The following is a 23,243-nucleotide window of genomic DNA, read 5'->3' as shown; positions in this document are numbered from 1 at the left end:
CCGAATGCCGTTACCAAAGCGTTAAGTATAATTGATCAGCTTCGGAGTTGCCGGGAAAGGCCTTGTGAATGGATGGTCTTGCCGACTGCGAACCGCGCTGATAGGGGGCGCGCACTCCTGAAAGAGCCAAGCCGCTTTAGCTCAGCTGGTAGAGCACATCATTCGTAATGATGGGGTCGCGTGTTCGAGTCACGCAAGCGGCACCACTCTCTCGATACCATGAGAGATCGGTGCAAGAATTCCTGCACCCGTTCTCAATTTCTCTCGCAATTTCCTACACATATGTCTCATCGAGCATCACCGAGTGGTGCCAAGAGAGCAATTTGGCCGCTGACGGGGAGCTATTCTACCGGCGAAATCTCAGAGGGCCGGATTTGCTGCCACCAGATGGAGATGCGGAAGGCGCTCATCGGAAGCCGAAGTAGCGACGCTGCTCTTCCCACCCTAGAGGCACATCGGCGGCTCTCAGCAGTCGCCGACCCGTGAGCGTCGGCGGCTGACGACCTTCCACGATTGCCGTGATGATGTCAGGCGCTAGCCAACTCACTCGAAGAAGCTGCCAGAGATGTCGCTTGCTGTAGTTGGATATGATGGGATCCTGAACTCCGGCAAGGGCACCGCGCTGCGCTGCAGTTGCGTGGGCAACTAGCTTGAGAAGCACAGGATCGATGTTCGACTGCTGTTGCGCGCCCTGATCTGACACCAGCTTGAGCTCGTTGCCTCGTCGTCCCAGCTTGGCCGGGACTCTCATCTCGCTCTCAGTGTGGTTCCCGATCTGCACCACAAGCTCTGACGATGTGAGCTGCACGCTCACCTGGTTCTCGATCAGGACTCTACGTTGCTCAGGAACGCTCCGCACGCTCAGAGCCAACGGCTGGCCGAACGGGGTCCCCAGTTCCTCGGCCCGGCTCGACAGCAACCGTTCGACGCAGCTCAACACAGCCCGCTCGAGGTCGCCCGCCGGCACCCTCAGCGCCGACTTCTTGTCCTCGCCCGGCTTGAGACGCGTGATATAGTAGCGGTGTTGCCGGGCACCCCTACTCGTGAAGACAGGCGTCATCTGCCGGCCATCTTCAGTAATCAGACCGGTCAGTAGGCTTGGCGTCCTGACGCGTGTGCCAAGTAAGCGTTCGCGCCGGTTCGCGGTGAACAACGACTGCGTCCGATCCCAAACCGTCTGATCAACGATCGCGTCATGCTCGCCGCGATGCTTTACCTTGCCGATGTAGATCGGGTTCTGGAGCAACTGGGCAAGCGCGCCCCTGGAGAAGCGGACACCGCCGACCGAACGGCCGTTGGAGTAGGCGCGAACCTTCGTCCGAATGCCACTCGTGGCAAGTTCATCGGCAAGAGCACCAACTGACCCGAGATCCATGTACGTTCGGAAAATTCGCCGGATAGTCGGGGCTTCCTTCTCATCGATGAATAGCTTGCGATCTTCCAATCGATATCCGAGCGGCACGGGTCCACCCATCCACATGCCCTTGCGCTTGGATGCGGCGACTTTGTCGCGAATGCGCTCGCTGGTGACCTCGCGTTCGAATTGAGCGAACGAGAGCAGCACGTTCAGCGTGAGCCGACCCATGCTGGTAGTAGTGTTGAATGCCTGGGTGACGCTGACGAACGATGCCCCCGACTTGTCGAGCGCCTCGACGATACGGGCGAAATCCGCGAGGCTGCGGGTCAGTCGGTCGACCTTGTAGACGACGATGACATCCACTTTCCCGGTAGCGACGTCCGCGAGCAGCTGCTGAAGTGCCGGTCTGGCCAAGTTGCCACCAGACCAGCCTCCGTCGTCATAATGCTCTTGGACCAGTTCCCACCCCCCATGAGCCTGGCTGAGAATGTAGGCTGCGCACGCTTCACGCTGGGCATCTAGGCTGTTGAAGGATTGATCGAGCCCCTCCTCCGTCGATTTCCTAGTGTAGATTGCGCAGCGCTGTTTCATCGATCGCCGACGCCCCGTTGCTTGTTCAAGCCAAAGAAGACGGGGCCAGACCTGTGGGTGCCGGTAATAGCTGAGGCAATCTGGGTCAGCGACGAGAAACGCCTGCCGTCGTATTCGTAAGCCTGGTCCAGAACGAGCACCTGGTGCACCCTGCCCTTCCATTCCCGGATGAGGCGGGCGCCGGGCTTGAGCGCTGGTTTGGTGGCACCAACAAGCTCTTCACCGCGCCGGAGGCGCTCAGCTGCTCGCTCCAATTCTCGCTTGATGTGGCCTGGCACTTCGCCTTGAACACGCGACTGCAGCTTCCAGGCGATCCCGCGCCGCAGCAAGTCGGGTCCTATGTCTGGGGCAGGCCTCCGCCAGCAATCGCGCCACTTAGCGCGGAGCTGCGCCGGTGACATTTCGTGCAGCTGCGCCAACTGTTGATCAAGCGCCGTCATTCAGCTGCGGTCTCGGCTTGCCGAGCCTCGATCCTATACGACGTTGTCCCGTCGGGCCGCTGCTCCTTCATCAGCTTGTTGTTCTTCCGAACTCCCGTCAGGAAAGCGCGGCAGCTGTGCTCCTTCCAGCCTGTGGATTTGATGATCTCCGGCAAGGTCGCACCGTTGCCGCGAGACAGCATCTTGGTGACCGTGCCGCTTTTCGAAGGCTTCTTGGTCTGCTTCGCCATCTTGGGTCTCCTTGTGCCGGCAACATCGCCAGCACTGACCCAAGCCGCAGACTTCAGTGGCGAAGCGCGGCGTTACCGCCCTCTGCGGCACGGATGACCAACGCTCTGTTCCGCAGCACAGTCAAGTCGAAGCGCGCTAATGTCTGCTTTCGACCCAAATGCGACCTAAGCTCGCACGGCGATCTCACTGGAGCTTTCTCGGCGGTCTAGAGTTTGCTCCGTATGCGTTTTCGCGAGTTTCGGATGTCCCACCGCTTAAAGACGGCGTTTGCCTACTATGGGTTTGTGATCGTCGTAGTCGTCGCAGCCGTCCTTGTCGGACCCTCACTCCTCAGCAGCTAACGGGCACAAAGCTTAGTCGGGTCGTGCTCGGTTGGAGCCGTCATCCCTAATGTCCGTTTTGGGTGGAAAGCAGACATTACAGCGGCAAGCTGTTCGCTAATGCGGCAATGGCCTGAACGCCGACGCTAAAGCCAATGGGTTTATCCTTGCTAGATGGCGCGTGACTCACCATCTAGATTGACAGCGCAGCCGTCTGCCTGAGCAGGTTGCGCATGAGAGATAGCAACTCCCGCTCGTGAAGGAGTTCGCTATGTCGGAACAGCCTTTCCACTTAACAGACGACCCGAGCGAAGTAAGTGTAAGCTTGCTTATTCGGAGCCTTCGGACCGTCTCCGCAACGAGAGGAGTAAGTCCCAAGGTCTATGCCCATCGATTACGGGTAATCCGGCAGCAAACCGAACGTCTGGCGCTTAAGGTGGCTACCGATGCGCATGAGAAGAGCATGCAGTCCGCAAAGCAAATGCGGAAGTCAGCGCGTGCACCGGATCACCGAGAAGAAGGCGGGGAGGGCTAACGCGAGTTTCTCGGCGTTACGGCATCCGAATGATCGAATCCGTCGCGATGACGACCACCCTAAACGCCCTTGCCCTACCCGCAGGCTCGGTCCCGGGCAGACAGATGCGTCCCACTCGCCTTAATATCGTCGACCCATTGGGCCATTCGGTCGCAACCGGGACTAAAGACCGTAGTCATTACTGATCTAGTTAAAGGCGACTGGTTGGTAGGCGAGCTTTGTTGGTTTGATGCTCGGTGTCGCTTGCGAATTTTACGCGATCGCCAAAGCTCGCGCCAGCGTCCGACGCTCGCGGGACCTTCTAGCGAGGATGGCCGTTTACCCCTTCTCTACCTGTGTTGAGCCGTGTTGCGGCTTCAAGGTCCCTTCTGGCTATGGAGCCGCCGCTTTGCACGTTCCCACCCCCGCCGAGTTGCGGGCGCAATCGGCACACGCCCGCCAGCTTGCCGACGAGATGTACAACCGCGAAGCGCAAGCAGACCTCCGACGGGCTGCCGACAGCTTAGACGCTGATGCGGACGAGCAAGAGCAACGAGAAACCTCAAACGTCTCATCGACGCAACCAACGAACACTCTTTCGACTGACGCAGTCCCGGAGCGAAGACCCTCGTGATAAACCGGTTTTGACTGGATCAACTCTTCATGGGCGTCCAATGCTGCATGTTGCTGCACTGTACCCCGTCGCACTCCTGCCTGACGGATTATTCCAACATTCCCGCAATGTCCGGTGTTGCTGATGTCCGCGGTCAACGACGGCGTCGTATCTTTTGTTCGCAGAGCAGCGTATCACTGGGCAGCTATCAGCCGATATTGATGGTTTCAGGCGCTCGGGCGCTCTCTTTCCTTCCTTAACGCCAGCTAGCCACGAGCTGTCCGCCTGAGGACAGCTCGGCGAACCGGGACTGGCTCATGGCTAAAGAAGAACTGCTTACGATCGAAGGCGTCGTCGACGAGATCCTGCCCGACGGGCGATTTGGGGTTCTGCTCGACAATGAATGTCGCATCATCGCTTACACGGCGGGCAAAATGCGCCGGTATCGAATCCGATCGATCGTCGGCGATCGGGTTCACGTCGAAATGACGCCCTACGATCTATCGAAAGGTAGGATCGTTTATCGAGAAAAGCTCGCTGGCCATTCTGCCGGCCCTAAGCGGCGGAGCTTCCGCCGTTGAGCACTCTACCAAATACCGCCGTCGGCGAATTGTCCGCAACGCCCATGCCGCGCTTCTCAGCGAAATCCACGTTCTGGCGCGAGATGCAAGCTGCCGCGAGAGCGCATCTTGCTGAACAGGGAGCCCTCGGGCGACCGCCGGTCGGCGACCCGCGCGTCACGCGCAAGTCGGCAGTCATCCTGCTCTGGTTTTGCCTGTCCTACGGTGCGCTACTTTGTGCACCGACGCTCCCTTTCGCCCTACTGGCTTCGGTTTCGCTCGCTTTCAGCGCCGCGGCACTTGGTTTCAGCGTTTTCCACGATGCCAATCATGGGACGCTTTTTAGACGGCCCGCGATGAACCTTGCGGCAGCAAGACTCTGTTCCGTCTTGTTGGGCCCCTCCCGGCACTTTTGGGTGCACAAGCATCAAAGCCTGCACCATCGCCAGCCGAACGTCATCGGTTGGGACGATGATCTTGAGACCCGCGGCTTTCTGCGGCTGTCGCCCGCCTCTGAATGGAAATCACGCTTCCGGCGACAAGAAGTGAAGGCTCTGATTTACTATGCTCTGAACACCTTGGAGTGGGTGTTCATGAAGGACATCCGCTGCTTGATCCGCGGCCGTCTGAACGAGCGGCATGCGCTAAAGCTGACGAGCCGTCAGCGAGCCGAGTTCCTGGTCTCCAAGATGTCCTACATCATGTTCATAGTTCTGCCACCATTCCTCCTCTTGCCGGTGATTTGGTCCGTCGTGGCCTTCACTCTTTTCCACGTCGTTTTCAGCGGCTTGCTGGCCATTGTCTTTCAGGTCGCACATCTGACTCCGGGGATGGATTTCGAAGGGGTGCGTCCCGGCGATGATTGGGCGATGCACCAGCTCCGCACGACCGCTGACTTTGCCACCTCCTCGCGCCTCGCGACGTGGTTCACGGGCGGACTGAACCACCAGATCGAGCACCACCTTTTCCCTAACGTCGCGCATTCCCATTACGCGCAGCTGCGCCCGATCGTTCGCGAGTGCGCTCTACGCCACGGTCTCGAATGTCATGAATTGGGCGGAGTCTTTTCCGCGACCAAGCAGCATTTCGCGTTCTTGAAGCGGCTTGGAGCTTGTGCCTGACGGCATGTCCCGCGCGGCCACAAAAGGCCCACGGATCGTCCTAGTCTCCCCCGGTCTCTCGTCAGGAAAGTGGCGGGAGCCGGGGGTCCTCCCGTCGGGAGGGAACGGATCAGCAGAGCGGAATCACTGTTTACACCCAGTCGAGGCTAAATTTACTTTCGAAGGTGGCGTCGGTCCAGAATGTCGATGATTGCTTCGATTCAATAATCATCTTCGCAGTTTATCTAGAATTGCTATCTCATCGCAATAGAAGCTCAACGTATGGGATCGATTATCACAGCTACACGACTTTCCCTACCGTCGGATTTATTTTCCTAACTGGCTTACAATTCTTCGATGTAGAGCGCATAGCCGTTCCAGCTATTGGTCGCGAATTGACGGCATTCGGAGCTCTGGCTCCCATTCCTTGTGTCTCTGACTCCTAGCGCCAGGGGCCCGCTCCGGGCCCCGAGGAAGGAGCATGCAATGCCGCTCGGAACCGTGAAATTCTTCAATGCCCAAAAGGGCTACGGCTTCATTCAACCAGACGAGGGCGGTGAAGACGCTTTTGTCCATATGACTGCTGTGGAGCGTGCAGGAATGAACAGCCTGCTTCAGGACCAGCGCGTCTCGTACGAGTTGGGGCCTGACAAGAGAGGCAAGATGAGTGCCATTAATCTGAGTCCCATAGAGCGGTTGGCGGACCCTCAGCCAAGGACGGAAGCGTAGCTGGAAAAGTGACAACCGTGACGATGTCAAACCTGGGCTATTGCCTGTCCCGCGTGGCTCACGCGAGAGCGGAGGCGGACGCTGCCACATTACAACACGTGCGTGAGAGAGCGCTCAGATCCGAGGCCGCATGGATGAAGCTCGCCGACGCGCTCGGCAGGCCGAGCAGTTCAGGGCCGACGAGAAAGAACGCAAAGCCCTAGGCGCGGGGTGATCCGCGTGATGATGACGTCGAGACATCGGGGCTAGGCTTCCGAAAAGGTAGCGCCAATCCTGGTGGTCATCAGTCTTTGCTGAGACGCGCATTCAGTTGCGCGAGGCGCATCTCAAGTAGCAAGACATCTTCGGCGTTCGTTTGCCGAAGTTCCCGTTGATCCTCTACGTCAATGTGCGTGATCTTGCCGGCCTCAATGGCCTCTAACAGACGCATGAGCCGGTCACGTTCCTCGTGCCAGTTCTCCCCGGTCATGGGCGCCTTATTACCATAGCGGTGTAGCAGGCCTAAATCGCGCCCGCCGCACATCATCTTCCATGACATGCGACTTAAGCTTCAATCGCACCTGAGCTGCGTCGTAGCTGTTTTTGCACACCAGCCGAGCTCCGCCGTCGGGCAGCGCTTCCAGCACAGAAATAGCAACGCCATTTTTGCGACAATGCTGATCGACCTCGGCCATCGGCAGTGAGAGATTGACAGCCCTGCTCATCGGCTAACTCTTTTCGCAGCAGCGATCGCGTCGGAAGCGTTTGTATAACGGTACCCGCCCCACTCGTAGACAGCGTGGACGACAACGGCGACGTTGTAGCGATCGAGTTCAGCACAGATGTCGGGAGATCCAGCCAGTGCATGCGGTCCTTGGAACCAGGCGGCCTGCTGCAACTTAAGTGCCACGATGCTGTCGGGCGTCGGATCAGCAAGTGCTGGCTTGTAGGTATCGTCCATGAAAATGCTCCTTCGCTGCAAGCGGGAGCACAATGGGGACTCTCAGTCATCGGCGCCTGCGAGAGAATTGCCGATGATGAATATCCCTTAGCATGGTTTGTGACTGCGCGCTCTTAGATTCGAGGCGGCACCACCTGAATGTCGACGTGCTGCCCTGGGTCTCGTTGGACGTCACCCGATTTGGGCCGGATTGTTCTTCCAAACGGAGGGACGACATGATGGCCGCTGAACGGCTTGCTCGATGTCCTTGGTTAGACCGTCTCCGGGAGCATCGCTTGCATCGCGGAAAGCTGGTACAGGGGGATTATCGCGCGCTTCTAAGTGTAGGCACTCGCGCGGCTGAGAGACCGGTACGTGCTCCCGCTTGCTTCAACGGAGCACATGAGTGGCGATCAAGGCCCTTTTCCGGGTTCGCAGATTCATCCGATCGAATCTCGCGTCGTGAACAACGTCGTCTACCTCCGGCTTGATGAAGGCGTTGTGGTGATACGGTGCATGTCGGAAAATATCGCAATCGTAGACATTCAGCCTTTGGCTGCTGGCGGCGTCCGGCTCGAGTGCGTAAGCGAAGAGGGCGCCGAAAGTGTTCGCAGCAGTTTGAGCGAATATGTGATGGATGACGAGCGTGCGCACGCTCGAAACCTGCCGCAAAGGCGCCTGCTTTAGACCGCCCCGGTCACACTCAGAAAGGCGATATGGACAACAAGACCCTCAACTTATGGCGTCAGATTGAATGCTGCCGGCGTACGGGGAAGAAGCCGGTGCTGTTGGACAATGCTGAGCCGGCGGCTTGCCCACACTTTGCGCGGCATTTCGATATCATTCCAAGCAGCTAGCCGAGCTAGCGCCAAACGCCCTTGCAGCTGCTTCCGTCCAAAACGACGGAGATAACACCGGAGGACGTTGCGCCTCCTTCTCCTCAGGAGAAATCCGCATCGTATTGGTCTTCTGTGGGAAGCTTTTCAAATGAGGGTAGATATCCTCGCGCCCGATAAATCGCTTCGGTGACATAGCTCGGCGTACCACTCCCGCGGACAAAGACCATTGGAACGTGGTCCCCTTCCGGCACCGTTCGATATTGGCCTTGTGGCTTTCTCGTATCCATGGGTCTGCTCCAAGCATCTAAAATGATGGGTGGGGTTACTTCCGCGTCGGAGGCCGAGCGTGTCTCTTTGACCTCAGACTGAGGGATGGGTTGGCACTTGCATTTCCAGCTCGTCAGCTTGCCTGTCCGAAACGCTCACAGGTCGCTCAAGATCAGGCTGATCGGCGTACGCGTCCTGCAACTGAAGGCTGTACACGATGAGTCCGTCTTCATCTTCGGCGTCAATGCGGAAGCGGAAATCCAACCTTCCGTCCCCGGCGTCACGAGTCAGGCACCTGCGGGCCGCGATGAGGACGGCGGCTTGGAGGGCATCCAGGCTCGGAAAGTCACGCAGATCACGATCCACTAGCCTCTCGGTGCCATCGCGAAGATGCATGGAGTAACGGACCACAGCTTGTCCCCTTTGAATCGGACGGGAGCCGCGTTGGGTCTCTCAGCCGCCGAGGCCTAGGTAATCTCTCGGCGATGGTCCGAGTGTACTCCACCCGGACCGCGAAGTCGTGAATAGTTTCGCCAGCGGGTCAGTCGCTGACTATCTATCCGAACCGCAGAAGCGTATGGTGTCGTTGCTACCAGTCGATATCGACGGTTCTGAACGCGCCCGGCGTTTCCTTCCCTCTTTAGCGCCTCCTAGCCGTCGGCGGGTCAATTTCGGCCAGTCGCTTGGAAGGATCCTGTCAATGTCATCCGACCCGCGCGCGGAGCCTACGCTCCATCTGACCTTTCGCCGTGCCGCCGAAGAGATGGTGGCGGGAAATGATGAGGAAAGCTGGGAGAACGAAGGCGGCCGCGTCGCCTGGAGTTCGGTAGGCGTGATTTTCTCCGCCGGGGTTTCACGGGCCGTATAGTGTCATCCTTACACAAGTACACGGCAAGCCACGCCACCAATCCTTTGCGACGATGAGAGAGGCAGAAGCCTTCATCCGCCGCAACACTCCCATACCCGCGCCATCACTCTCCAAATTGTATGACCGGCCCGCGTCAGGAAGCTGATCAAGTTCACTCAAAAAAGGATACGATCATGGATCGCACATCCACGTTCAATTGGCGTGCCGCCCTGCCTCTAATTCTTACCGTTGCAGTCATCAGCTCCGCCCTCGGCTTCGCCTTTTCGTGAGAATGCTCTCGCTGTTTTGTTGGGGCCAAATTGCCTGTCCCATAAGAGCGGCATCAGTGCCAGTCCTGCTGGTCAGCGGGTGCGCCCAACCGCTGCAGCCCAGTGCTTTTGATAACGTCTCAATCGAACAACTGAAGAGTCATCCGGCTGATTGGAGCGGTAAGCCGGTGGAAGTCGAAGGCGTGGTGGAGATCGGGGCATCTTCCAACCTGAGAGAAGATTGCTCGCCAACGGCGAGATCGGTCGCCGTACGATGGGACGCCGTGCCGGGTTTCAATTCTATCGATTATGGCGCGAAGGTTCGCGTCAGAGGGGTCTTCCGCCAGTCGGAGGGACCGACGCATCGCGATACGCTGCAGAACGTGTCGATCCTTTGGCGATTGCCGCCAAATCTGCCGCGCTGCCGCGTCTAATCCGGCAAGCCAGCGAAAAAAGGAGTGAAGTTATGCCAACAGGGTTCGTCAAATGGTTCAACGAGACAAAGGGCTACGGCTTCATCAAGCCCGACGACGGAAGCGCTGACGCATTCGTTCACATCACAGCGCTGGAGCGTTCGGGCATGCAAACGCTGCGCGAGAACCAGCGCATCACCTACGAACTGGCAGAAGATCAGCAACGCGGGAAAAAGAGCGCCGTGAACATCCGAGACGATGGTGAACTAGATCGTTCTTGAAGGACTGTTGACAGCCTCTGCTCGCGATAGCACGGACTGACACGCCGACTTTGGCGCGTTCCATATGGATGAGGCGCCGTTGAGCGCGTGCGCAGCTCGACGGCATCGCGAATGCGGTCCGCCAAAAGTGGGGAGGGTTCGCCCGTGCACACGTCTATGAAGAGCTTCTCCTAAAAAGGTTCCTTTCGCTTCTGCCTTCCAAGACTGGATAGATAAGCATCAGCGATATCCTCCAAGGCAAGCGCGATCCTTTCGAGGCTCTCAGCGGTTCGAAATATATCTTGGTCACGGCTCACTTCCGCTGACATACTTCGGCGCAGCCTTAACTGATCCTGCGTTAGTGGCATTTTGCATCCCTTCACACGCGAGTCGCCCGTGCGGGATGTAGCAGCTCAGTGAAAGAGCGAGCGCCACACTAGGTTATAGACGCGCGTGGTGTTCCCAGCGGCACTTGAGCCCTGCACCGGACGCCTTCGGACACGCGACAGCCTAATGTCTGCTTTGGGTCGAAAGCGGACATAAGCGCGTATGGACATCTAACAACATTAGGCGCAGCCTCAGAGGGTGAAGCGCTCATCCAACTATTCGCGTAAGCGCTACGCCGTCCGGGAGCTCGATGCAGGCGAGTGTGCGACTGACGCCCTGAAATGGGTCGAACGGGAACTCATGGACATTGATCAGCTAATCTCGGAGACGCTCAAGGCACCCAAGGTCTAGCGTTCCCGGGCACCTGGCGGCAGCGATTCCACAGTGAGAGCTATTACGTATCGACCAACCGTTGTTCCGCTTTCTTGGACGAAAGCTTCGATGATCGAACTCTTCTTTCCTTTGCGGACGATCTCATCAGTTGCGATTGCGATTGCGGATTTGACCGCCGCCTGCTTGGCGACCTCAGCACTGATATATTCGGAGCCTTCGTCGTCGGCTTCAAAATCAGCGCCGATTGCTCGGACACTATAGTTTGCCATTTAGAGTCGGTAACACGACAGTAAATGGCAATCACTGATGAAGGTTAGGCTCCAGGCTATCGCGAGAAATTAACTCCACAACATTAGTGGAAGTTAGCTCGTTAGCCGCCTTCAAGAATGCTTGCGCCAGAGACTCATGCGCTTGTCGAGCCACGTCAGATTTCGCGTGGCGCGCTCGTTCGCGCTCCTCATCGTGACGGCGAAGAAGATATTCCCGGTCCATACTCATAGCCCTCCATGCAAGCGGGAGCGCGGTTGATCTCTCAGGCGGCGTTTCCTCACAGTGGAAGGCGTCGCCCGCTGCACCGCCTATACCACCGTCGCGAGGCTCAACCCAATTACATAGGGAACGTCCGCTCTGGGTCGAAATCGGACGTTCGGGCCTTAGGTCGCATTTGGGTGGATAGCAGACGTTAGGAAAACAAAGGCGGCTCGCCCCCTAAGGTTGCGAACCGCCCGATCAATGATTCGACACACTGATGTAGCTGCCTAGCGCTCTGCGTGAACCTTCCGCCACCCTTCGTTCGAAAACGTTCAATTTCGGTACGAACTAATCATCGTACAATTTCGATGGACGTCCGTCTGACGTATTCGAAGCTAGGGCATCGTAGTTCGCCGCAAGTTCGAGTAGGGCCAGCCGTGCGGCGGTCGTCGAGGCCAATTTAGCTTGCTGACGCGCAATCTGCGCGAGTTCGGCAGGTCCCTTTATCGGCACACTTCACCAAGGCTGAAAGGGCTGCTTGGTTTTCGGGACATGGACGCTCCCTTCAACAACAGCGGGAGCTCTCTAGGTGTCTCTCAGGCGCCAACCGGCTGAACTAGATTGTCGACGATGTTGCCAGCATACACGCCGAGCCGCCGATCCCCTAATGTCTGCTCCCGACCCAAAGCAGACATTAGCTCGGGACATTTGCGGATTGCAGTTGCGCGACGAACGCAGATCGTTCGTGGAGTATGGAAGCGATGACGCTTGGCGTGATGCTCATTGTTCCAGGCGCAGTTGAACGCGCGGGATTACGCTCACTTGTCGAAGAGGCCGGCTGCTTCGTGGTTTCGGAAGCCAGCAACGGCGAATCTGCGTATGCGATCGCACAGGAGTGCGAACCCGACATCGCAATCGTCGACAACGAGATGCCTGAGGTGCCCGCCTTGGGTTTGGTTCACATGATCTCTCGACGGTGCCCCGGAACCCAGGTTCTGCTCTACACCACTGAATGTCACAGAGATTGGATGAAGTTTGCGCTGCGCGAAGGCGTTCGAGCCATTGTCCTGAAGTCCCGGGTCTCGTCTCACCTCGCTCCCGCACTTCACGCGCTTGCTGACAATCGCCCCTACTGGGAGGACGCTGTAGGCGACGAGCTTCTGGATGAGTTGCTAGAGACTGGCCCGCGGCCATTGTTGACCAGTCGTGAGTGGCAGGTTCTACAAATGTCCGCAGAAAGCCGGACAGCCAAAGAAATGGCTCAAGCACTTGGCGTTTCGCACCGGACGGTTGAATGTTTCCGGACGCAGCTCAGGCGAAAGATGGGTTTTCGCTCGAAAGCCGATCTCATTCGCTACGCAGCGCAGCATCGTGCCTGAGGTGAGGCGGATCCGAGCGACGGGATGATAGCATGAACAATAGCAAGCTATCTGCCCTTGCCGGTGGCGTCTTTGCGATGGGAGGCATCGTCGCGATCGTCAATGACAAGCTGCCCTTGGCCGTTGCAGCTTTTGCGCTGGCGATCGCCTGCGCCCTTCGAGCAAATCGACTTTCAAAGCGCCTCGATCTCTGATCAAGTCTGCCCGGCAACGCGTGGCTCCTCTCAGTGGGGTTTACCGCTAGCAGAGATCATCGTCGTCGGGGTGAGCGTCAGCATTCGACCCAACTACCGCTGATTCAGCGGCACTTCGCTGCTCAGTGTACTGCAGCGCGAGCAGAGTTTGTCATCGGCCGGCGGGCTCTTGCGGATCGTAAAGTTGCGGTTCGGATAGCCTATGCAATCTTCGTGGTAGTGCCACAGGCCGCTATCTTCGCCTTGAGCTACAGCACGGCGGTACTCTGCCATCGCACCTACCCCCGGTATTACCGAGCCGACCAGTCTTAGTCCGTATTTGGTGCCCCGCCAGCATGTAAGCAATCGTTTGGCTTAGCGCGGGCGATCAAGGCGGCTCGGCACAGGGGCAAGGCCGAGCCGCCCGTGCACTCCGAACCCAATGGGCTGGGTGCAAGTTTCGCCCGATACTCCAACGACAACCAAAGTATCTGAACACCAATACTGAAAATGGATTGGGAATGCCCTGATTTCAGTTGCTTGGCAGCGTCCGACTAACGGATCTCCGCTACGAGCCGGGACCGTCACCAAAGCTCCCGCCGCCTAGTTGGATGATATGTGCGACCGAGATCGCATCCTGATCGCTTTCCGCGTCAAGTAGAATGACCCACAGAGTCGGGAGGGCCTGATCGAAGGCGAGCAAAGTGTACACGTTGCCCTGCCGGACACTCTCAATCCGTTTCACTGCGGTTGCTGCGACGGTGAAGGTGGCGGCGGCTGCTTTCCACCCGACGGATCGGGCACCACGACATAGACGACGGTGTCGCCCTCATATTGCGGTTGATAGAATATGTCGTCGCAGCTGTAATAATTGTACCCGCCCCAATAGTAAGGCGGGCATCCGGGCGGCAGCGCATAGTAAGCGGACCCAATTGCAGCCGCTGCCCCTGCCACCGCGCCAATAGCTATCCCCGCAGCGATCGGATGATCGATCCATCCTTCGGTGCCCGACCCGCCGCAGCCGGGACATGTGATTGGGTGGCTCGGATGATCTCCCGGCTTCCACTCGGTGCCGCCTCCGCCACCACCAGGTCTGTTGGACGGGTCGATGGGCCGTCCGGAGCCTCCGCCGCCGGGCAAGTTGCCGGCACCGCCACCTCCGCTTGGAAGTTGCGCAGGCCTATCGCCTCCGCCGATCTGGGTTCCCGAACCGCCTTGGCCAGGCCGCGTCGATGGCCTGCTGTAGTCACCGCTCCGACCAAAGGTCCCGCCCGAGCTGTTGCCTCGGTTGAACGATCCCCGATCGAAGGAGCCGCCCCGGTTGAAGTTGCCGCCGCGGCTCATGCTCATTGATCCACCGCCGCGAAATCCGCTGCCACCTCGAAACCCGCGTCCATCAGCAGTGCTCGCGACAGATATCGCTAACGCCACAAAAGCCATGGTTCGACTAATGCCGAAGCACGACGGTCTAAGCAGCGTTCGAACTGCCACGAGTGATACGCGCATTGTCGCCTCTTTAAGAACGCGAGCAGTGACGCGTACGGCTAAACTGCGTTTGGCTGCTTCAGCCAATCGGTATTAGCCCTGTCTCGACGGCGAATCTCAATGTCCGCAAGGGGCCCCGGAAGGAACAGTCCTCCGGAACTAGTCTGTGGTTCCCCAGACAAAAAGAATTGTCAGCGCGGAAGTCGTGCCAAGTGCGAACGACTTAGCAAGAGCTACCTCACCACTGTCGCTGCCCCATTGAAAAAGCCCGGCTCCGACCATCAGTGATAATGCAAACCAAGAGAGGAGTGACAAACCGCCAGCCCAGACTGCTGTCGTCTTCGCGCTCTTGAACTGCTCGGACGTGCCCTTTCGTGCCGCGAAAAGTTCCGAAGCTCCTTTAAAGGCGGTTACGGCGAGCGCCGACTGAATCAGAGTGATTAGAGCGAAGCCACCCCAACTGAGGGCAGGAGCGACCGCAGTCGGTGGTGCAGCCTCGATGTGCCGTCGCATCTCGCCGATGCTCGCGAGGTTCTGAAGCGCATACATCAGCGCGGTCAGCCCAATTAGAAAGACAAGCAGGCTCTTGAAGACCCTCAATCGAGCCGCTCGCCCGAAATCTGGTTCTCCGGTTCCCCGATGCCAGCCTCATGACTTCGACTCTGCCATTTCTGATGGTGCCGTCGAATGACGGTGAGCGCGTCTTCTATGCTGTCGACGCAGATCGGAATTTCCATGTCATTGGGACTTGCAAGTTCGAACTCGGGTCGCAGCATATGCGAACGCGCCCAATCGATAAGGCCGCTCCACATGGGCCCAACTAAGATGAGTGGAGTGCTCAGCTGACGGACCTGCACGAGCTGCCAAACCATCGTCATTTCCAGAAGAGTGCCGACCCCGCCGGGAACGACGACATATGCGTCCGACATGAGGACGAATTGGTGCAGTCGTGTGAAGAAAGTGCCGTGACTGAATATGTCCTCCACAAAGGGGTTTGCCGATTGTTCAAAGGGTAATTGAACACGAATACCGATATTCTGTGCGTCACCGTCGGGATTCCCCAGTGACACCCCTCGGTTCGCGGCCTCCATCAATCCCGGCCCACCGCCCGTCACGACATCGCAGCCGAATGCCGCCAGCCCAGCGCACATCCGCTCCACCTCCTCATAGACCCAATGCTCGCTAGAGGTTCGCTCGGAACCGAAGACCGTGACCCGATATCGGTCCTTTTTGCTCGGGCGGATGCGGCTGAGGTTGTTCGCCGTCGACCAAAGTGAAAAGAGCGCATCGATTAGGATCTGTCGGACCAGCTCTTCCTCCGACAGCCTTACAATGCCATCCCCGGCGTTCGACGTATCCAAGGGCGCTCTCTACCAGTGCCTTCCCATTCTTCACAGTTTTCAGACGGGCGGCATCAGCGTTTCCCCTGACAAGTGGCCTTGGCGATCTTAAGTCGCAGGCAGTTCGAGCCCTTTCAGTGGATATCCGGATGGAGGTTTGGACGGGGCTTTCTATCCTTCGACCTTCAATCCGGAGCCAGTCATGACACGCGACCAGAACCTCGGGCCGGCGCATGAATATCTGCACGATGCGTGGCAGCGTTCGATCCTGTTCCTCGACATCCTGCGCCAGCGCGGGAACATCTACCGCGAGCAACAAAACAAGATCGCGCCGAATGTCCTCGAGTTCCAGACCGAGCTGATCCTCGACGGGCGAACCCTTCCGAATCCGGTCAATTACCTGCTGGTGCGGATTCTTCCGCCGAAGGGACTTCGCACGGACTCCGACAAGCGGCCGTTCGTCGTCGTCGATCCGCGGGCCGGGCATGGCCCGGGAATTGGCGGAATGAAGGACGACAGCGAGATTGGCGCCGCCTTGAAGGAAGGGCATCCCTGCTACTTCATCGGCTTCCTGCCGCAGCCGGTGCAAGGCCAGACCATCGAGGATGTATGGAATGCCGAGGCGGCCTTCATCCGTGAAGTCGCTCGCCGCCACCCTGGTGTGGGCAGCCCGGTGATCGTGGCCAACTGCCAGGCCGGCTGGCAGACCATGATCATGGCCGCCACTCATCCGGACGATCCCGGGCCGCTGCTGCTTGCCGGATCGCCGCTGTCTTACTGGGCGGGCGTTCGCGGAAAGAACCCGATGCGCTATCTCGGCGGCGTGCTCGGTGGAACCTGGCTGACGAGCCTGTCCGGCGATCTGGGCGGCGGAAAGTTCGACGGCGCCAATCTGGTCGCCAATTTCGAGTCTCTCGATCCCGCCAACACCTTCTTTGAGAAGCCGTACAACGTCTATTCCAAGGTCGACACCGAAGCTGAGAGGTTCCTCGAGTTTGAGACCTGGTGGGGCAGCCCGATCGTGATGAACGCGGGCGAGATGCAGTGGATCGCCGACAACCTCTTCGTAGGCAACAAGCTGATGGCCGGCGACCTTCGCACTTCCGATGGAACCCAGATCGACCTTCGCAACATCAAGTCTCCGATCGTCGTCTTTTGCTCCTGGGGCGATAACATCACGCCGCCGCAGCAGGCGCTCGGCTGGATCACCGACCTGTATGAAACGGACGAGGATCTGGTCGCGAACGGGCAGACCATCATCTACGCGCTGCACGAGAATGTCGGGCATCTGGGCATTTTCGTGTCGGGGAAGGTCGCCACCCGCGAACATCAGGAGTTCGCGAGCGCAATGGAGATGATCGACCTGATGCCGCCAGGTCTGTACGAAGCGGTGATCGAAGAGGTTGCCGAGAGCACGGCTAACCGCGGACTGATTGACGGCAAATATCTGTTCCGCCTCGTGCCGCGCTCGCTCCAGGATATTCGCGAGCTCGGCGGCAACAGCCCCGAAGACGATTTGGAGTTCGCTGCGGCGGAACGGGTTTCCGTCATCAACCGCAGGCTTTACGAGAATTATCTCGGTCCGCTTGTGCGATCGATCACGCCGCCTGCCTTCGGCGCGTTGGCGCGGAACATGCATCCGAACCGGCTGCGCTTCGCTATCTTCTCCGACGACAATCCGTTCATGCGTAACGTCGCCGAGAACGCAAAGCAGATCCGCACGTCGCGTGAGGCAGCGTCGGGTGACAATATGTTCGCCAGCATCGAGAAGACGATGGCCGCGACGATCGCCTCGACGCTGACCGCCATGGGCAAGGCGCGCGACAGTGCAACGGAGAGCCTGTTCCATGCCGTTTATGGCTCGCCGCTTCTTCACGCCATGCTCGGGCTCGATCCGAGGGCCGTTGAAGACGAGCGCAGGCCGGAGCGGCAGGCGCTTCGAGAACAGGCGCGAGCAAAGCGCCGGGCTGAGCTCGAAAAGCGTTTCGAGGAAGGCGAGGCGGTCGAGGCGGCACTGCGGGCCGCAATCTATGTATTGCGCACTCAGGGCAGCGCCGACGAGCGCAGCTTCGCCGTACTGAAGGACTTGCACGACGCCCAGCCACCGGGACGTCCGCGCTCGCTCAACCAATTGAAGGAAGCGTTGCGAGAGCAGTCGCTGCTGCTCAAGATCGACGAGGCACGCGCAGTGGCGGCAATCCCGCAGCTATTGCCGCGGGCACAGGATGAGCGGTCGCGAACGCTGCGGTCCGTCCGGCGGCTCGTTTCCGCTCAAGGCGAGCTCTCGGAAGAAGGCAGGCAGAGGCTTGAGGAGGTAGAGAGGCTCTTCGAGGCGGAATCGACCTCGGTCAGCGAGAAGGAGGACGAGGATGTCCGAAGCTGACGCGCCGACCAGAGAGGGCGTCCGGCCAATCCTCAAGGGGCACAAGACGCTGATCGTCGGCATCGCGAACGACCAGTCGATCGCCTACGGCTGCGCCGACGCATTCCGCAAAGCGGGCGCCGAACTTGCCATCACATGGCTCAACGACAAGGCACGAGGCTATGTCGAGCCGCTGGGCGACACGCTCGGTGCGCAAATCATGGCGCCGCTCAACGTCGAAAATCCAGGAGAGCTGGAGGCGCTGTTCGAGCAGATCGAACAGCGCTGGGGCAAGCTCGACAGCGTCATTCATTCAATCGCATTTGCACCGAAGGAAGACCTGCAGGGCGGGCTGCTCGACTGCTCCGCCGCGGGCTTTGCGAGGGCCATGGACGTCTCCTGCCATTCGTTCGTCCGCATGGCGAAGCTCGCCGCGCCTTTGATGACAGATGGCGGTACGATGTTCGCTATGAGCTATCTCGGCGCAAATCGAGTGGTTGCCAATTATAACGTGATGGGACCGGTCAAGGCAGCACTGGAGGCGGCATGCCGGTATCTGGCTTATGAACTCGGCCCCCAGGACATTCGCGTCCACGCGATCTCGCCGGGGCCCCTGAAAACACGCGCGGCTTCCGGCATCAAGGACTTCGAGATCCTGCTTAACCAGGCCGCCGAGCGCTCCCCCTTGCACGAGCTCGTCGATATCGACGACGTCGGCTCGGCCTGCGCCTACCTCGCTACGGACTACGCGAGGCGAATTACAGGTGGAACGGTCTACATTGATGGCGGCGCAAATATCGTCGGGTAGTGTCTGCAATGGGTCGGAAGCAGACATTAGCTGGCTGTCGTTTGGCCGCCGGAAAAGTCGCGATTTATGATCCGAACTGCAGCGCGGGGTGTCCGCGTTGCCACTCGCGATCTTCAACGATCCACCGGCCGGGCCTAGTCAAACTCGGCCACCAGGCGGTGTCGTAACCAAAGCTCTCGACGCCTCAAAGGGTGGTGTGTTCGAGCGAGCGTCACCGCGTCAGGATCATTCGCCGCTTCGATAAGTATCACCCAGGGCGAGGCAACCTCCTCATCGACGATCAGCAAGGTGTAGGTGTGCAGCTCCGGCGTCCAACGCGATGACTGGCTCGGTGCCGGAGTTACGGGGTTCACTCTACGCACTACTATGCGCAGGTTCGCTCGGTGGCAGGACAGCGACCATCGGGTTTATTGCTGATCCCAATAAGGGATCATTCGGATTGCTGCGGCAGTTCAACAACTTACTGATGGCGTCGGGGTGTGTCTCGCGTTCGAAACTGCGCGTTGCATGCCCCATCACAGATGGGAGTGACGCCATGTTCCTTCTGTTAGCTTTGGCCTTGCAGGTAGCGCAGTCAACGACCGACGATCCGCCGCCGCAGGCCAATCCGCCGCCACGGACGACCTCATCGAACCCGTGGGACAGCTTGCCAGAGGGTGCGCCCTATAAGAACCTCGCCGACTCCCTGAAGGCGAACGCGCAGCCCGGACAGCCTTCACCGCTCAACCCTAGCTGCGAGGCCATGACGGGCGACCAGTGCGTCCGCAGTGAGAAGCAGCAGCCGCGCTGAACCATGGCGGAAATTTAGGATGCAGACACAGGTTTGGAGTATGGGTCGAACCACTGCCCCTGCTGAAGGGACCATTGAAAGGGGTTTGCGTTGGCCCGACCGACCGACCCAATTTTCCCCTGCACCACTTGCAGGCGGAGAGGGCTGAGGCTCTCACGCTGCTAACCCATGTCGAAGCCCGTCTCGCCGAGCTGCGTCAAAGCGCCGCCTCTGAGACCCTTGATGAGCTGCAGGCGATCCTGACCGACATTCGGCAGACGTTAGGCTAACGGCTCGGCGTCGGGGGGAACTTTGGACCGTTCGCCGAGCCGGAGACACGAGCGTGGACGTGCTCCGCTACCGGGTATTCGACAGAACGCATCCATGTTTACTCATTCACGACAGAGCCTTGCCTAGCAGCGACAACTAGCGCGATTCAGATGCGGTGCGTGGCAACTGAAGCGGTCCGAACTCATCCAAGGCCGGCCCGCTCCAGTCACCTGCTACGCGGCCAGCAGGGCTGACGCGCAACGGTCAAAAGATAGAGCCAATCAGCCACCTAAAAACCCGTATAAGACCTGAGCCTGCGAGTGGGCGCGACGCCCACCGAAGAACACCTAGTCCGTAACGGAACCCCCCGTTTTTAGCGTGGCGCAACGTGAGCAAAGCTTATCGTCGTTGGGCGGGCTAATCCGGATTGCGAAGTTGCGAATTGGGTAGCCTTCACACTCTTCATGGTTGTGCCACAGGCCACTGTTTTCACCCTGCGCTACAGCACGGCGGTATTCCGCCATTTCGCGACCCTCCAACTCTTGGGGTAACGTAACACCGCCTCGCGCTCCCCATCAATCCTATCGATTCATTCTTGGGGGATCACGCCAACGACCCGATGCCCTCGCCAGACCTCGCGAGTGGTGACTGAGGGTCGGAACGGACGTTGCAGTTCAACTTAGAGCCGCACAAACCCCCGGGACCAGTGGTCCTTATCGACCTCATATTGCTCGATGCTGAAGCCGTCTGGTTCGTCGCTGAAGCCGGGCAGGTGTTGGCTTCTGGCTTGGGCTTCCTCCGCCAGCGCCCTTGAAGAGTAAATGCCGACAACCTTTACTCGCCCCGTCTCGGCGAGGCTGTGAAACAGCACGAAAAGAGGGGCCATACCGGCAGATCTAACGCGTGCGCCAATGTCCGCAATGGGTCGAAATGACACCTAAGAGCCAAACGTCCGATCAGGGTCGAAATCGGACACGGCGCTAACGTTGCATTTGGGTCGAAACCAGACGTTAGTTGTGATGGCTGCTCAGTGAGCGGCAGACTAAATAATCCAAAGGTGGCACCCGAACTCGATAGCTTCGCGTTGCCACCACGGATTGGGCGCATGCACCTGCAACGCTTGTCCACCGATTAGAACTTGGCTCGACAACAACCTGCGCAACTAGTGGGTGAGTGCTGGTGTTGAAGACGGCAAGTGTTTCATGACCTTCGTCCAACCGCGAGAATGCAAGCAGCCCGGGCTTATCGCCAGAGCTGCGCGATATCTGAGCACCGTGCCGAAGCGCTGAATCTGATGAGCGTATGCGCGCGAGTTGCGATATGTCGCGATATAGCGGATGCGTGACATCGAAATGGTCACCCGCGCCCGTCAAATTGGATGATCCCAGCCGCCGGGCCCGTGCATAGGCTGCGGTGCGCGTCGTGAACATGTCTTCTCGAGAGTTTTGATCCACGGGAGCTGCTACCTCAGGCAGGCCCGTGAAGCCTTGCTCGTCGCCGTAGTAGATCGTGGGAATGCCCCTCGACAGAAGGATCACCGCATAAGCCAGTCGAACCCGCTTTTGGACCTCGTCAAGAGAAGCATGAGGGTGAGCGAGCATGACTGCGCGAGCGAAACGGTAGACGTCGTGATTGCCAGTCAGAGTGGCCAATCGCCGAGCGGTGGCTTCACCCCCTTCATACAGGACATCACCGCGAAAGACGTTAGTGATGGCGTCAGTAGGGCCATCCTTGGCAATCGCTTCGACCAAGGCGCCCTGAAGCGCGAAGTCGTTGACGGCCGGCAGCTTATCAACCCGGGTGAAGCGCGCGAGCTCACCTGGCGAGAACTCCATGACCTCACCGAATATGTGAAAGTTGGGAATGCCTCGCGCCCGAGCCCGAGCCTGCATTGCAGGAACGAAGGCCTGCCAAAATTCGGCGTTAACGTGACGGGCGGTGTCGATGCGAAAGCCATCAATGCCGAACTCGTCGATCCAACGACCGTAGATATCGATCATGCCCGCAAGCACGCGGGGATTTTCGGTGAACACGTCGTCGAGCCCCATGAAATCGCCGTACTGCGAACTTTCACCACGAAAGGTGGACTCGCCGCGATTGTGGTACATCTTGGGATCGTTGAGCCAAGCGGGCGTTTTTGCGTGCTCGGCTCCAGCAGGGATGTAGGGAGTGTAGGCGTAGTTCAGATTGGTGAGCCGCTCGAAGTTCGCTGATGTCTGGCCATCTGATGTGTCGCCTTGAAAACCAGGGTTGATCTGCTGGCCTTTGACGCCACCCTGCAGCGTGTACGGATAGTCGGCCTTGCTGCGGTACGTGCAAAATGACTCCGGGCATTCGCGATACTTGATGATGTCGCCGGTGTGATTGATGACGATGTCGAAGTAGACCTTGATGCCGCGCGCGTGCGCTGCATCGACCAAGGCCTTGTAATCCGCCTTTGTGCCGAGGTGGGGATCGATGTCGGTGAAGTTCAGGCCCCAGTAGCCGTGATAGCCCGTATTTGCGCGATTACCCTCCCCCTGCACGATTTGGTTTCCGAAAATTGGAGTGAGCCAAACGGCGTTCGCGCCCAGTCCTTGAATGTAATCAAGCTTGGAAAGTACGCCCTTTAGATCGCCGCCGTGCCAGAAGGCTTTGTCGGTGGGATCATAGCCGGTTTGCATCCTGCTGCCCGTAAGTTCGCCACGATCGTTGGTTGGATCGCCGTTCGCAAAGCGGTCCGGCATGATGAGATAAATGATGTCATCCTCTGGCGGGCGATCCCGAACGTCAGTGAGCGGTGAGTGGGGCGCCGGAGCTGCACGGCCGGTCGCGCTAAGCGCTGTGATCAGTACGAGCGCACACCGCCATATACCTTGAAGCGATTGATTATTGCGTTCACCCCGAGCCACCCAACCCTCCTCCCGTTGAAGGTGGCGGAGCGTAGAATTGGGCAGTCGCCGGTCAATGAAGCTGCATACGTATACTCAAGTCCATCAGGCGACCCGTAATGTCCGCAATGGGTCGAAAACGGACATTTCGTTTTGCCTGTCCGTTCGGTTTAGATTGCGGCAATGACGAGGGGATCTGCGATTGATCAGGCGTATGATCTGGCCAGGTCAGGTCAGTGTCGAAGTGTTTCAGAGATCATCCGCCGCTTGCCTGCAAACGCTCGAGAGACTGTCGAAGCCCGCCTGACCGACCACGAGACCAGGAGA

Annotated in this window: 28 protein-coding genes and 1 tRNA gene; 14 read left to right on the top strand and 15 right to left on the bottom strand. The window is 58.8% G+C overall.

Features of this window, described 5'->3' with window-relative positions:
* The first annotated feature begins 130 nt into the window (after window positions 1-130).
* Window positions 131-206 (top strand) — tRNA-Thr (locus AC4GYV_RS00560).
* A 200-nt stretch (window positions 207-406) separates the two neighbouring features.
* Here the strand turns inward: AC4GYV_RS00560 and AC4GYV_RS00555 are convergent.
* From AC4GYV_RS00555 to AC4GYV_RS00545, 3 genes are read right to left on the bottom strand one after another with little or no spacing between them, the layout of a single operon-like run.
* Window positions 407-1,948: a recombinase family protein gene (locus AC4GYV_RS00555; RefSeq protein ID WP_491098707.1), complete on the bottom strand. Its 1,542-nt coding sequence runs from the start codon at window positions 1,946-1,948 to the stop codon at window positions 407-409.
* Window positions 1,945-2,349, bottom strand: a complete 405-nt coding sequence (locus AC4GYV_RS00550; protein ID WP_491098706.1) for a DUF2924 domain-containing protein — start codon at window positions 2,347-2,349, stop codon at window positions 1,945-1,947. The genes AC4GYV_RS00555 and AC4GYV_RS00550 overlap by 4 nt, the downstream gene beginning before the upstream one ends.
* 35 nt (window positions 2,350-2,384) lie before the next feature.
* Window positions 2,385-2,618, bottom strand: a complete 234-nt coding sequence (locus AC4GYV_RS00545; protein WP_491098705.1) for a DUF3489 domain-containing protein — start codon at window positions 2,616-2,618, stop codon at window positions 2,385-2,387.
* Window positions 2,619-4,383: 1,765 nt separating this feature from the next.
* On the opposite strand from AC4GYV_RS00545, the gene infA reads away from it, so the two are divergent.
* The 3 genes from infA to AC4GYV_RS00530 all read left to right on the top strand — a co-directional run bounded on the left by infA (window position 4,384) and on the right by AC4GYV_RS00530 (window position 6,455).
* Window positions 4,384-4,647, top strand: a complete 264-nt coding sequence (infA, locus tag AC4GYV_RS00540; protein ID WP_491098704.1) for a translation initiation factor IF-1 — start codon at window positions 4,384-4,386, stop codon at window positions 4,645-4,647.
* 44 nt (window positions 4,648-4,691) lie between these two features.
* Complete coding sequence (locus tag AC4GYV_RS00535; RefSeq protein WP_491100352.1) at window positions 4,692-5,747, top strand: fatty acid desaturase family protein; 1,056 nt, start codon at window positions 4,692-4,694, stop codon at window positions 5,745-5,747.
* Window positions 5,748-6,212: 465 nt separating this feature from the next.
* Window positions 6,213-6,455: a cold-shock protein gene (locus AC4GYV_RS00530; protein WP_491098703.1), complete on the top strand. Its 243-nt coding sequence runs from the start codon at window positions 6,213-6,215 to the stop codon at window positions 6,453-6,455.
* Window positions 6,456-6,738: 283 nt separating this feature from the next.
* On the opposite strand, the gene AC4GYV_RS00525 is transcribed toward AC4GYV_RS00530, so the two are convergent.
* The 3 genes from AC4GYV_RS00525 to AC4GYV_RS00515 are packed head-to-tail and all read right to left on the bottom strand — an operon-like array spanning window position 6,739 to window position 7,395.
* Window positions 6,739-6,924, bottom strand: a complete 186-nt coding sequence (locus tag AC4GYV_RS00525; RefSeq protein ID WP_491098702.1) for a hypothetical protein — start codon at window positions 6,922-6,924, stop codon at window positions 6,739-6,741.
* A gap of 10 nt (window positions 6,925-6,934) precedes the next feature.
* Entirely contained in the window at window positions 6,935-7,159 is a 225-nt protein-coding gene (locus tag AC4GYV_RS00520) for a hypothetical protein (RefSeq protein ID WP_491098701.1), read from the bottom strand.
* The gene (locus tag AC4GYV_RS00515) at window positions 7,156-7,395 is read right to left on the bottom strand and encodes a hypothetical protein (protein WP_491098700.1); all 240 of its coding nucleotides are present in this window, start codon (window positions 7,393-7,395) and stop codon (window positions 7,156-7,158) included. Before AC4GYV_RS00515 ends, AC4GYV_RS00520 begins: the two co-directional genes overlap by 4 nt.
* Before the next feature lie 381 nt (window positions 7,396-7,776).
* On the opposite strand from AC4GYV_RS00515, the gene AC4GYV_RS00510 reads away from it, so the two are divergent.
* Window positions 7,777-8,061, top strand: a complete 285-nt coding sequence (locus tag AC4GYV_RS00510; RefSeq protein WP_491098699.1) for a hypothetical protein — start codon at window positions 7,777-7,779, stop codon at window positions 8,059-8,061.
* A 512-nt stretch (window positions 8,062-8,573) separates the two neighbouring features.
* On the opposite strand, the gene AC4GYV_RS00505 is transcribed toward AC4GYV_RS00510, so the two are convergent.
* A complete protein-coding gene (locus tag AC4GYV_RS00505; RefSeq protein WP_491100351.1) occupies window positions 8,574-8,876 on the bottom strand; it encodes a DUF6894 family protein in 303 nt (100 codons plus the stop codon).
* 304 nt (window positions 8,877-9,180) lie between these two features.
* On the opposite strand from AC4GYV_RS00505, the gene AC4GYV_RS00500 reads away from it, so the two are divergent.
* The 4 genes from AC4GYV_RS00500 to AC4GYV_RS00485 all read left to right on the top strand — a co-directional run bounded on the left by AC4GYV_RS00500 (window position 9,181) and on the right by AC4GYV_RS00485 (window position 11,007).
* Window positions 9,181-9,348, top strand: a complete 168-nt coding sequence (locus tag AC4GYV_RS00500; protein ID WP_491098698.1) for a hypothetical protein — start codon at window positions 9,181-9,183, stop codon at window positions 9,346-9,348.
* Between the two features lie 325 nt (window positions 9,349-9,673).
* Window positions 9,674-10,030 carry a hypothetical protein gene (locus tag AC4GYV_RS00495; RefSeq protein ID WP_491098697.1) on the top strand — a complete coding sequence of 119 codons (357 nt, stop codon included), beginning with the start codon at window positions 9,674-9,676 and terminating at the stop codon, window positions 10,028-10,030.
* Window positions 10,031-10,062: 32 nt separating this feature from the next.
* Window positions 10,063-10,290 (top strand): cold-shock protein, encoded by a 228-nt coding sequence (locus AC4GYV_RS00490; RefSeq protein WP_491098696.1) that lies wholly within the window; start codon window positions 10,063-10,065, stop codon window positions 10,288-10,290.
* 564 nt (window positions 10,291-10,854) lie between these two features.
* Complete coding sequence (locus AC4GYV_RS00485) at window positions 10,855-11,007, top strand: hypothetical protein (protein ID WP_491098695.1); 153 nt, start codon at window positions 10,855-10,857, stop codon at window positions 11,005-11,007.
* Here AC4GYV_RS00485 and AC4GYV_RS00480 read toward each other — a convergent pair.
* Window positions 11,004-11,258: a hypothetical protein gene (locus AC4GYV_RS00480; RefSeq protein ID WP_491098694.1), complete on the bottom strand. Its 255-nt coding sequence runs from the start codon at window positions 11,256-11,258 to the stop codon at window positions 11,004-11,006. The two genes, AC4GYV_RS00485 and AC4GYV_RS00480, sit on opposite strands and share 4 nt — an antisense overlap.
* Window positions 11,259-12,212: 954 nt before the next feature.
* Between AC4GYV_RS00480 and AC4GYV_RS00475 the strand changes: the two genes are divergently transcribed.
* A complete protein-coding gene (locus AC4GYV_RS00475; RefSeq protein ID WP_491098693.1) occupies window positions 12,213-12,839 on the top strand; it encodes a LuxR C-terminal-related transcriptional regulator in 627 nt (208 codons plus the stop codon).
* Between the two features lie 32 nt (window positions 12,840-12,871).
* Window positions 12,872-13,033: a hypothetical protein gene (locus AC4GYV_RS00470; protein WP_491098692.1), complete on the top strand. Its 162-nt coding sequence runs from the start codon at window positions 12,872-12,874 to the stop codon at window positions 13,031-13,033.
* A 547-nt stretch (window positions 13,034-13,580) separates the two neighbouring features.
* Here AC4GYV_RS00470 and AC4GYV_RS00465 read toward each other — a convergent pair.
* From AC4GYV_RS00465 to AC4GYV_RS00450, 4 genes are all read right to left on the bottom strand, one after another.
* Window positions 13,581-13,757 carry a hypothetical protein gene (locus AC4GYV_RS00465; RefSeq protein WP_491098691.1) on the bottom strand — a complete coding sequence of 59 codons (177 nt, stop codon included), beginning with the start codon at window positions 13,755-13,757 and terminating at the stop codon, window positions 13,581-13,583.
* Complete coding sequence (locus AC4GYV_RS00460; RefSeq protein WP_491098690.1) at window positions 13,754-14,362, bottom strand: hypothetical protein; 609 nt, start codon at window positions 14,360-14,362, stop codon at window positions 13,754-13,756. Before AC4GYV_RS00460 ends, AC4GYV_RS00465 begins: the two co-directional genes overlap by 4 nt.
* A 294-nt stretch (window positions 14,363-14,656) precedes the next feature.
* Complete coding sequence (locus AC4GYV_RS00455) at window positions 14,657-15,097, bottom strand: DUF2165 family protein (RefSeq protein ID WP_491098689.1); 441 nt, start codon at window positions 15,095-15,097, stop codon at window positions 14,657-14,659.
* A complete protein-coding gene (locus AC4GYV_RS00450; RefSeq protein ID WP_491098688.1) occupies window positions 15,094-15,858 on the bottom strand; it encodes an LOG family protein in 765 nt (254 codons plus the stop codon). The genes AC4GYV_RS00455 and AC4GYV_RS00450 overlap by 4 nt, the downstream gene beginning before the upstream one ends.
* A gap of 181 nt (window positions 15,859-16,039) precedes the next feature.
* Between AC4GYV_RS00450 and AC4GYV_RS00445 the strand changes: the two genes are divergently transcribed.
* Both AC4GYV_RS00445 and fabI read left to right on the top strand, forming a co-directional pair.
* Entirely contained in the window at window positions 16,040-18,220 is a 2,181-nt protein-coding gene (locus AC4GYV_RS00445; RefSeq protein WP_491098687.1) for a DUF3141 domain-containing protein, read from the top strand.
* Window positions 18,207-19,007: an enoyl-ACP reductase FabI gene (fabI, locus tag AC4GYV_RS00440; RefSeq protein ID WP_491098686.1), complete on the top strand. Its 801-nt coding sequence runs from the start codon at window positions 18,207-18,209 to the stop codon at window positions 19,005-19,007. The genes AC4GYV_RS00445 and fabI overlap by 14 nt, the downstream gene beginning before the upstream one ends.
* 134 nt (window positions 19,008-19,141) lie before the next feature.
* Here the strand turns inward: fabI and AC4GYV_RS00435 are convergent, their stop codons facing one another.
* The gene (locus tag AC4GYV_RS00435) at window positions 19,142-19,369 is read right to left on the bottom strand and encodes a hypothetical protein (RefSeq protein ID WP_491098685.1); all 228 of its coding nucleotides are present in this window, start codon (window positions 19,367-19,369) and stop codon (window positions 19,142-19,144) included.
* Window positions 19,370-19,542: 173 nt separating this feature from the next.
* On the opposite strand from AC4GYV_RS00435, the gene AC4GYV_RS00430 reads away from it, so the two are divergent.
* Entirely contained in the window at window positions 19,543-19,797 is a 255-nt protein-coding gene (locus tag AC4GYV_RS00430) for a hypothetical protein (protein ID WP_491098684.1), read from the top strand.
* A gap of 928 nt (window positions 19,798-20,725) precedes the next feature.
* Here the strand turns inward: AC4GYV_RS00430 and AC4GYV_RS00425 are convergent.
* Window positions 20,726-20,932, bottom strand: coding sequence for a DUF7336 domain-containing protein (locus AC4GYV_RS00425; RefSeq protein ID WP_491098683.1), 207 nt, complete (start codon window positions 20,930-20,932; stop codon window positions 20,726-20,728).
* A gap of 124 nt (window positions 20,933-21,056) precedes the next feature.
* On the bottom strand, window positions 21,057-22,937 hold the full coding sequence (locus AC4GYV_RS00420; protein WP_491098682.1) for an alpha-amylase family glycosyl hydrolase: 1,881 nt from the start codon (window positions 22,935-22,937) through the stop codon (window positions 21,057-21,059).
* Window positions 22,938-23,243: the final 306 nt, after the last annotated feature.

The organism is Sphingomonas sp. SP4 (assembly GCF_058313375.1).
The sequence above is the reverse complement of the archived record's forward strand: the minus strand, read 5'-3'. Positions and strand labels throughout refer to the sequence as shown.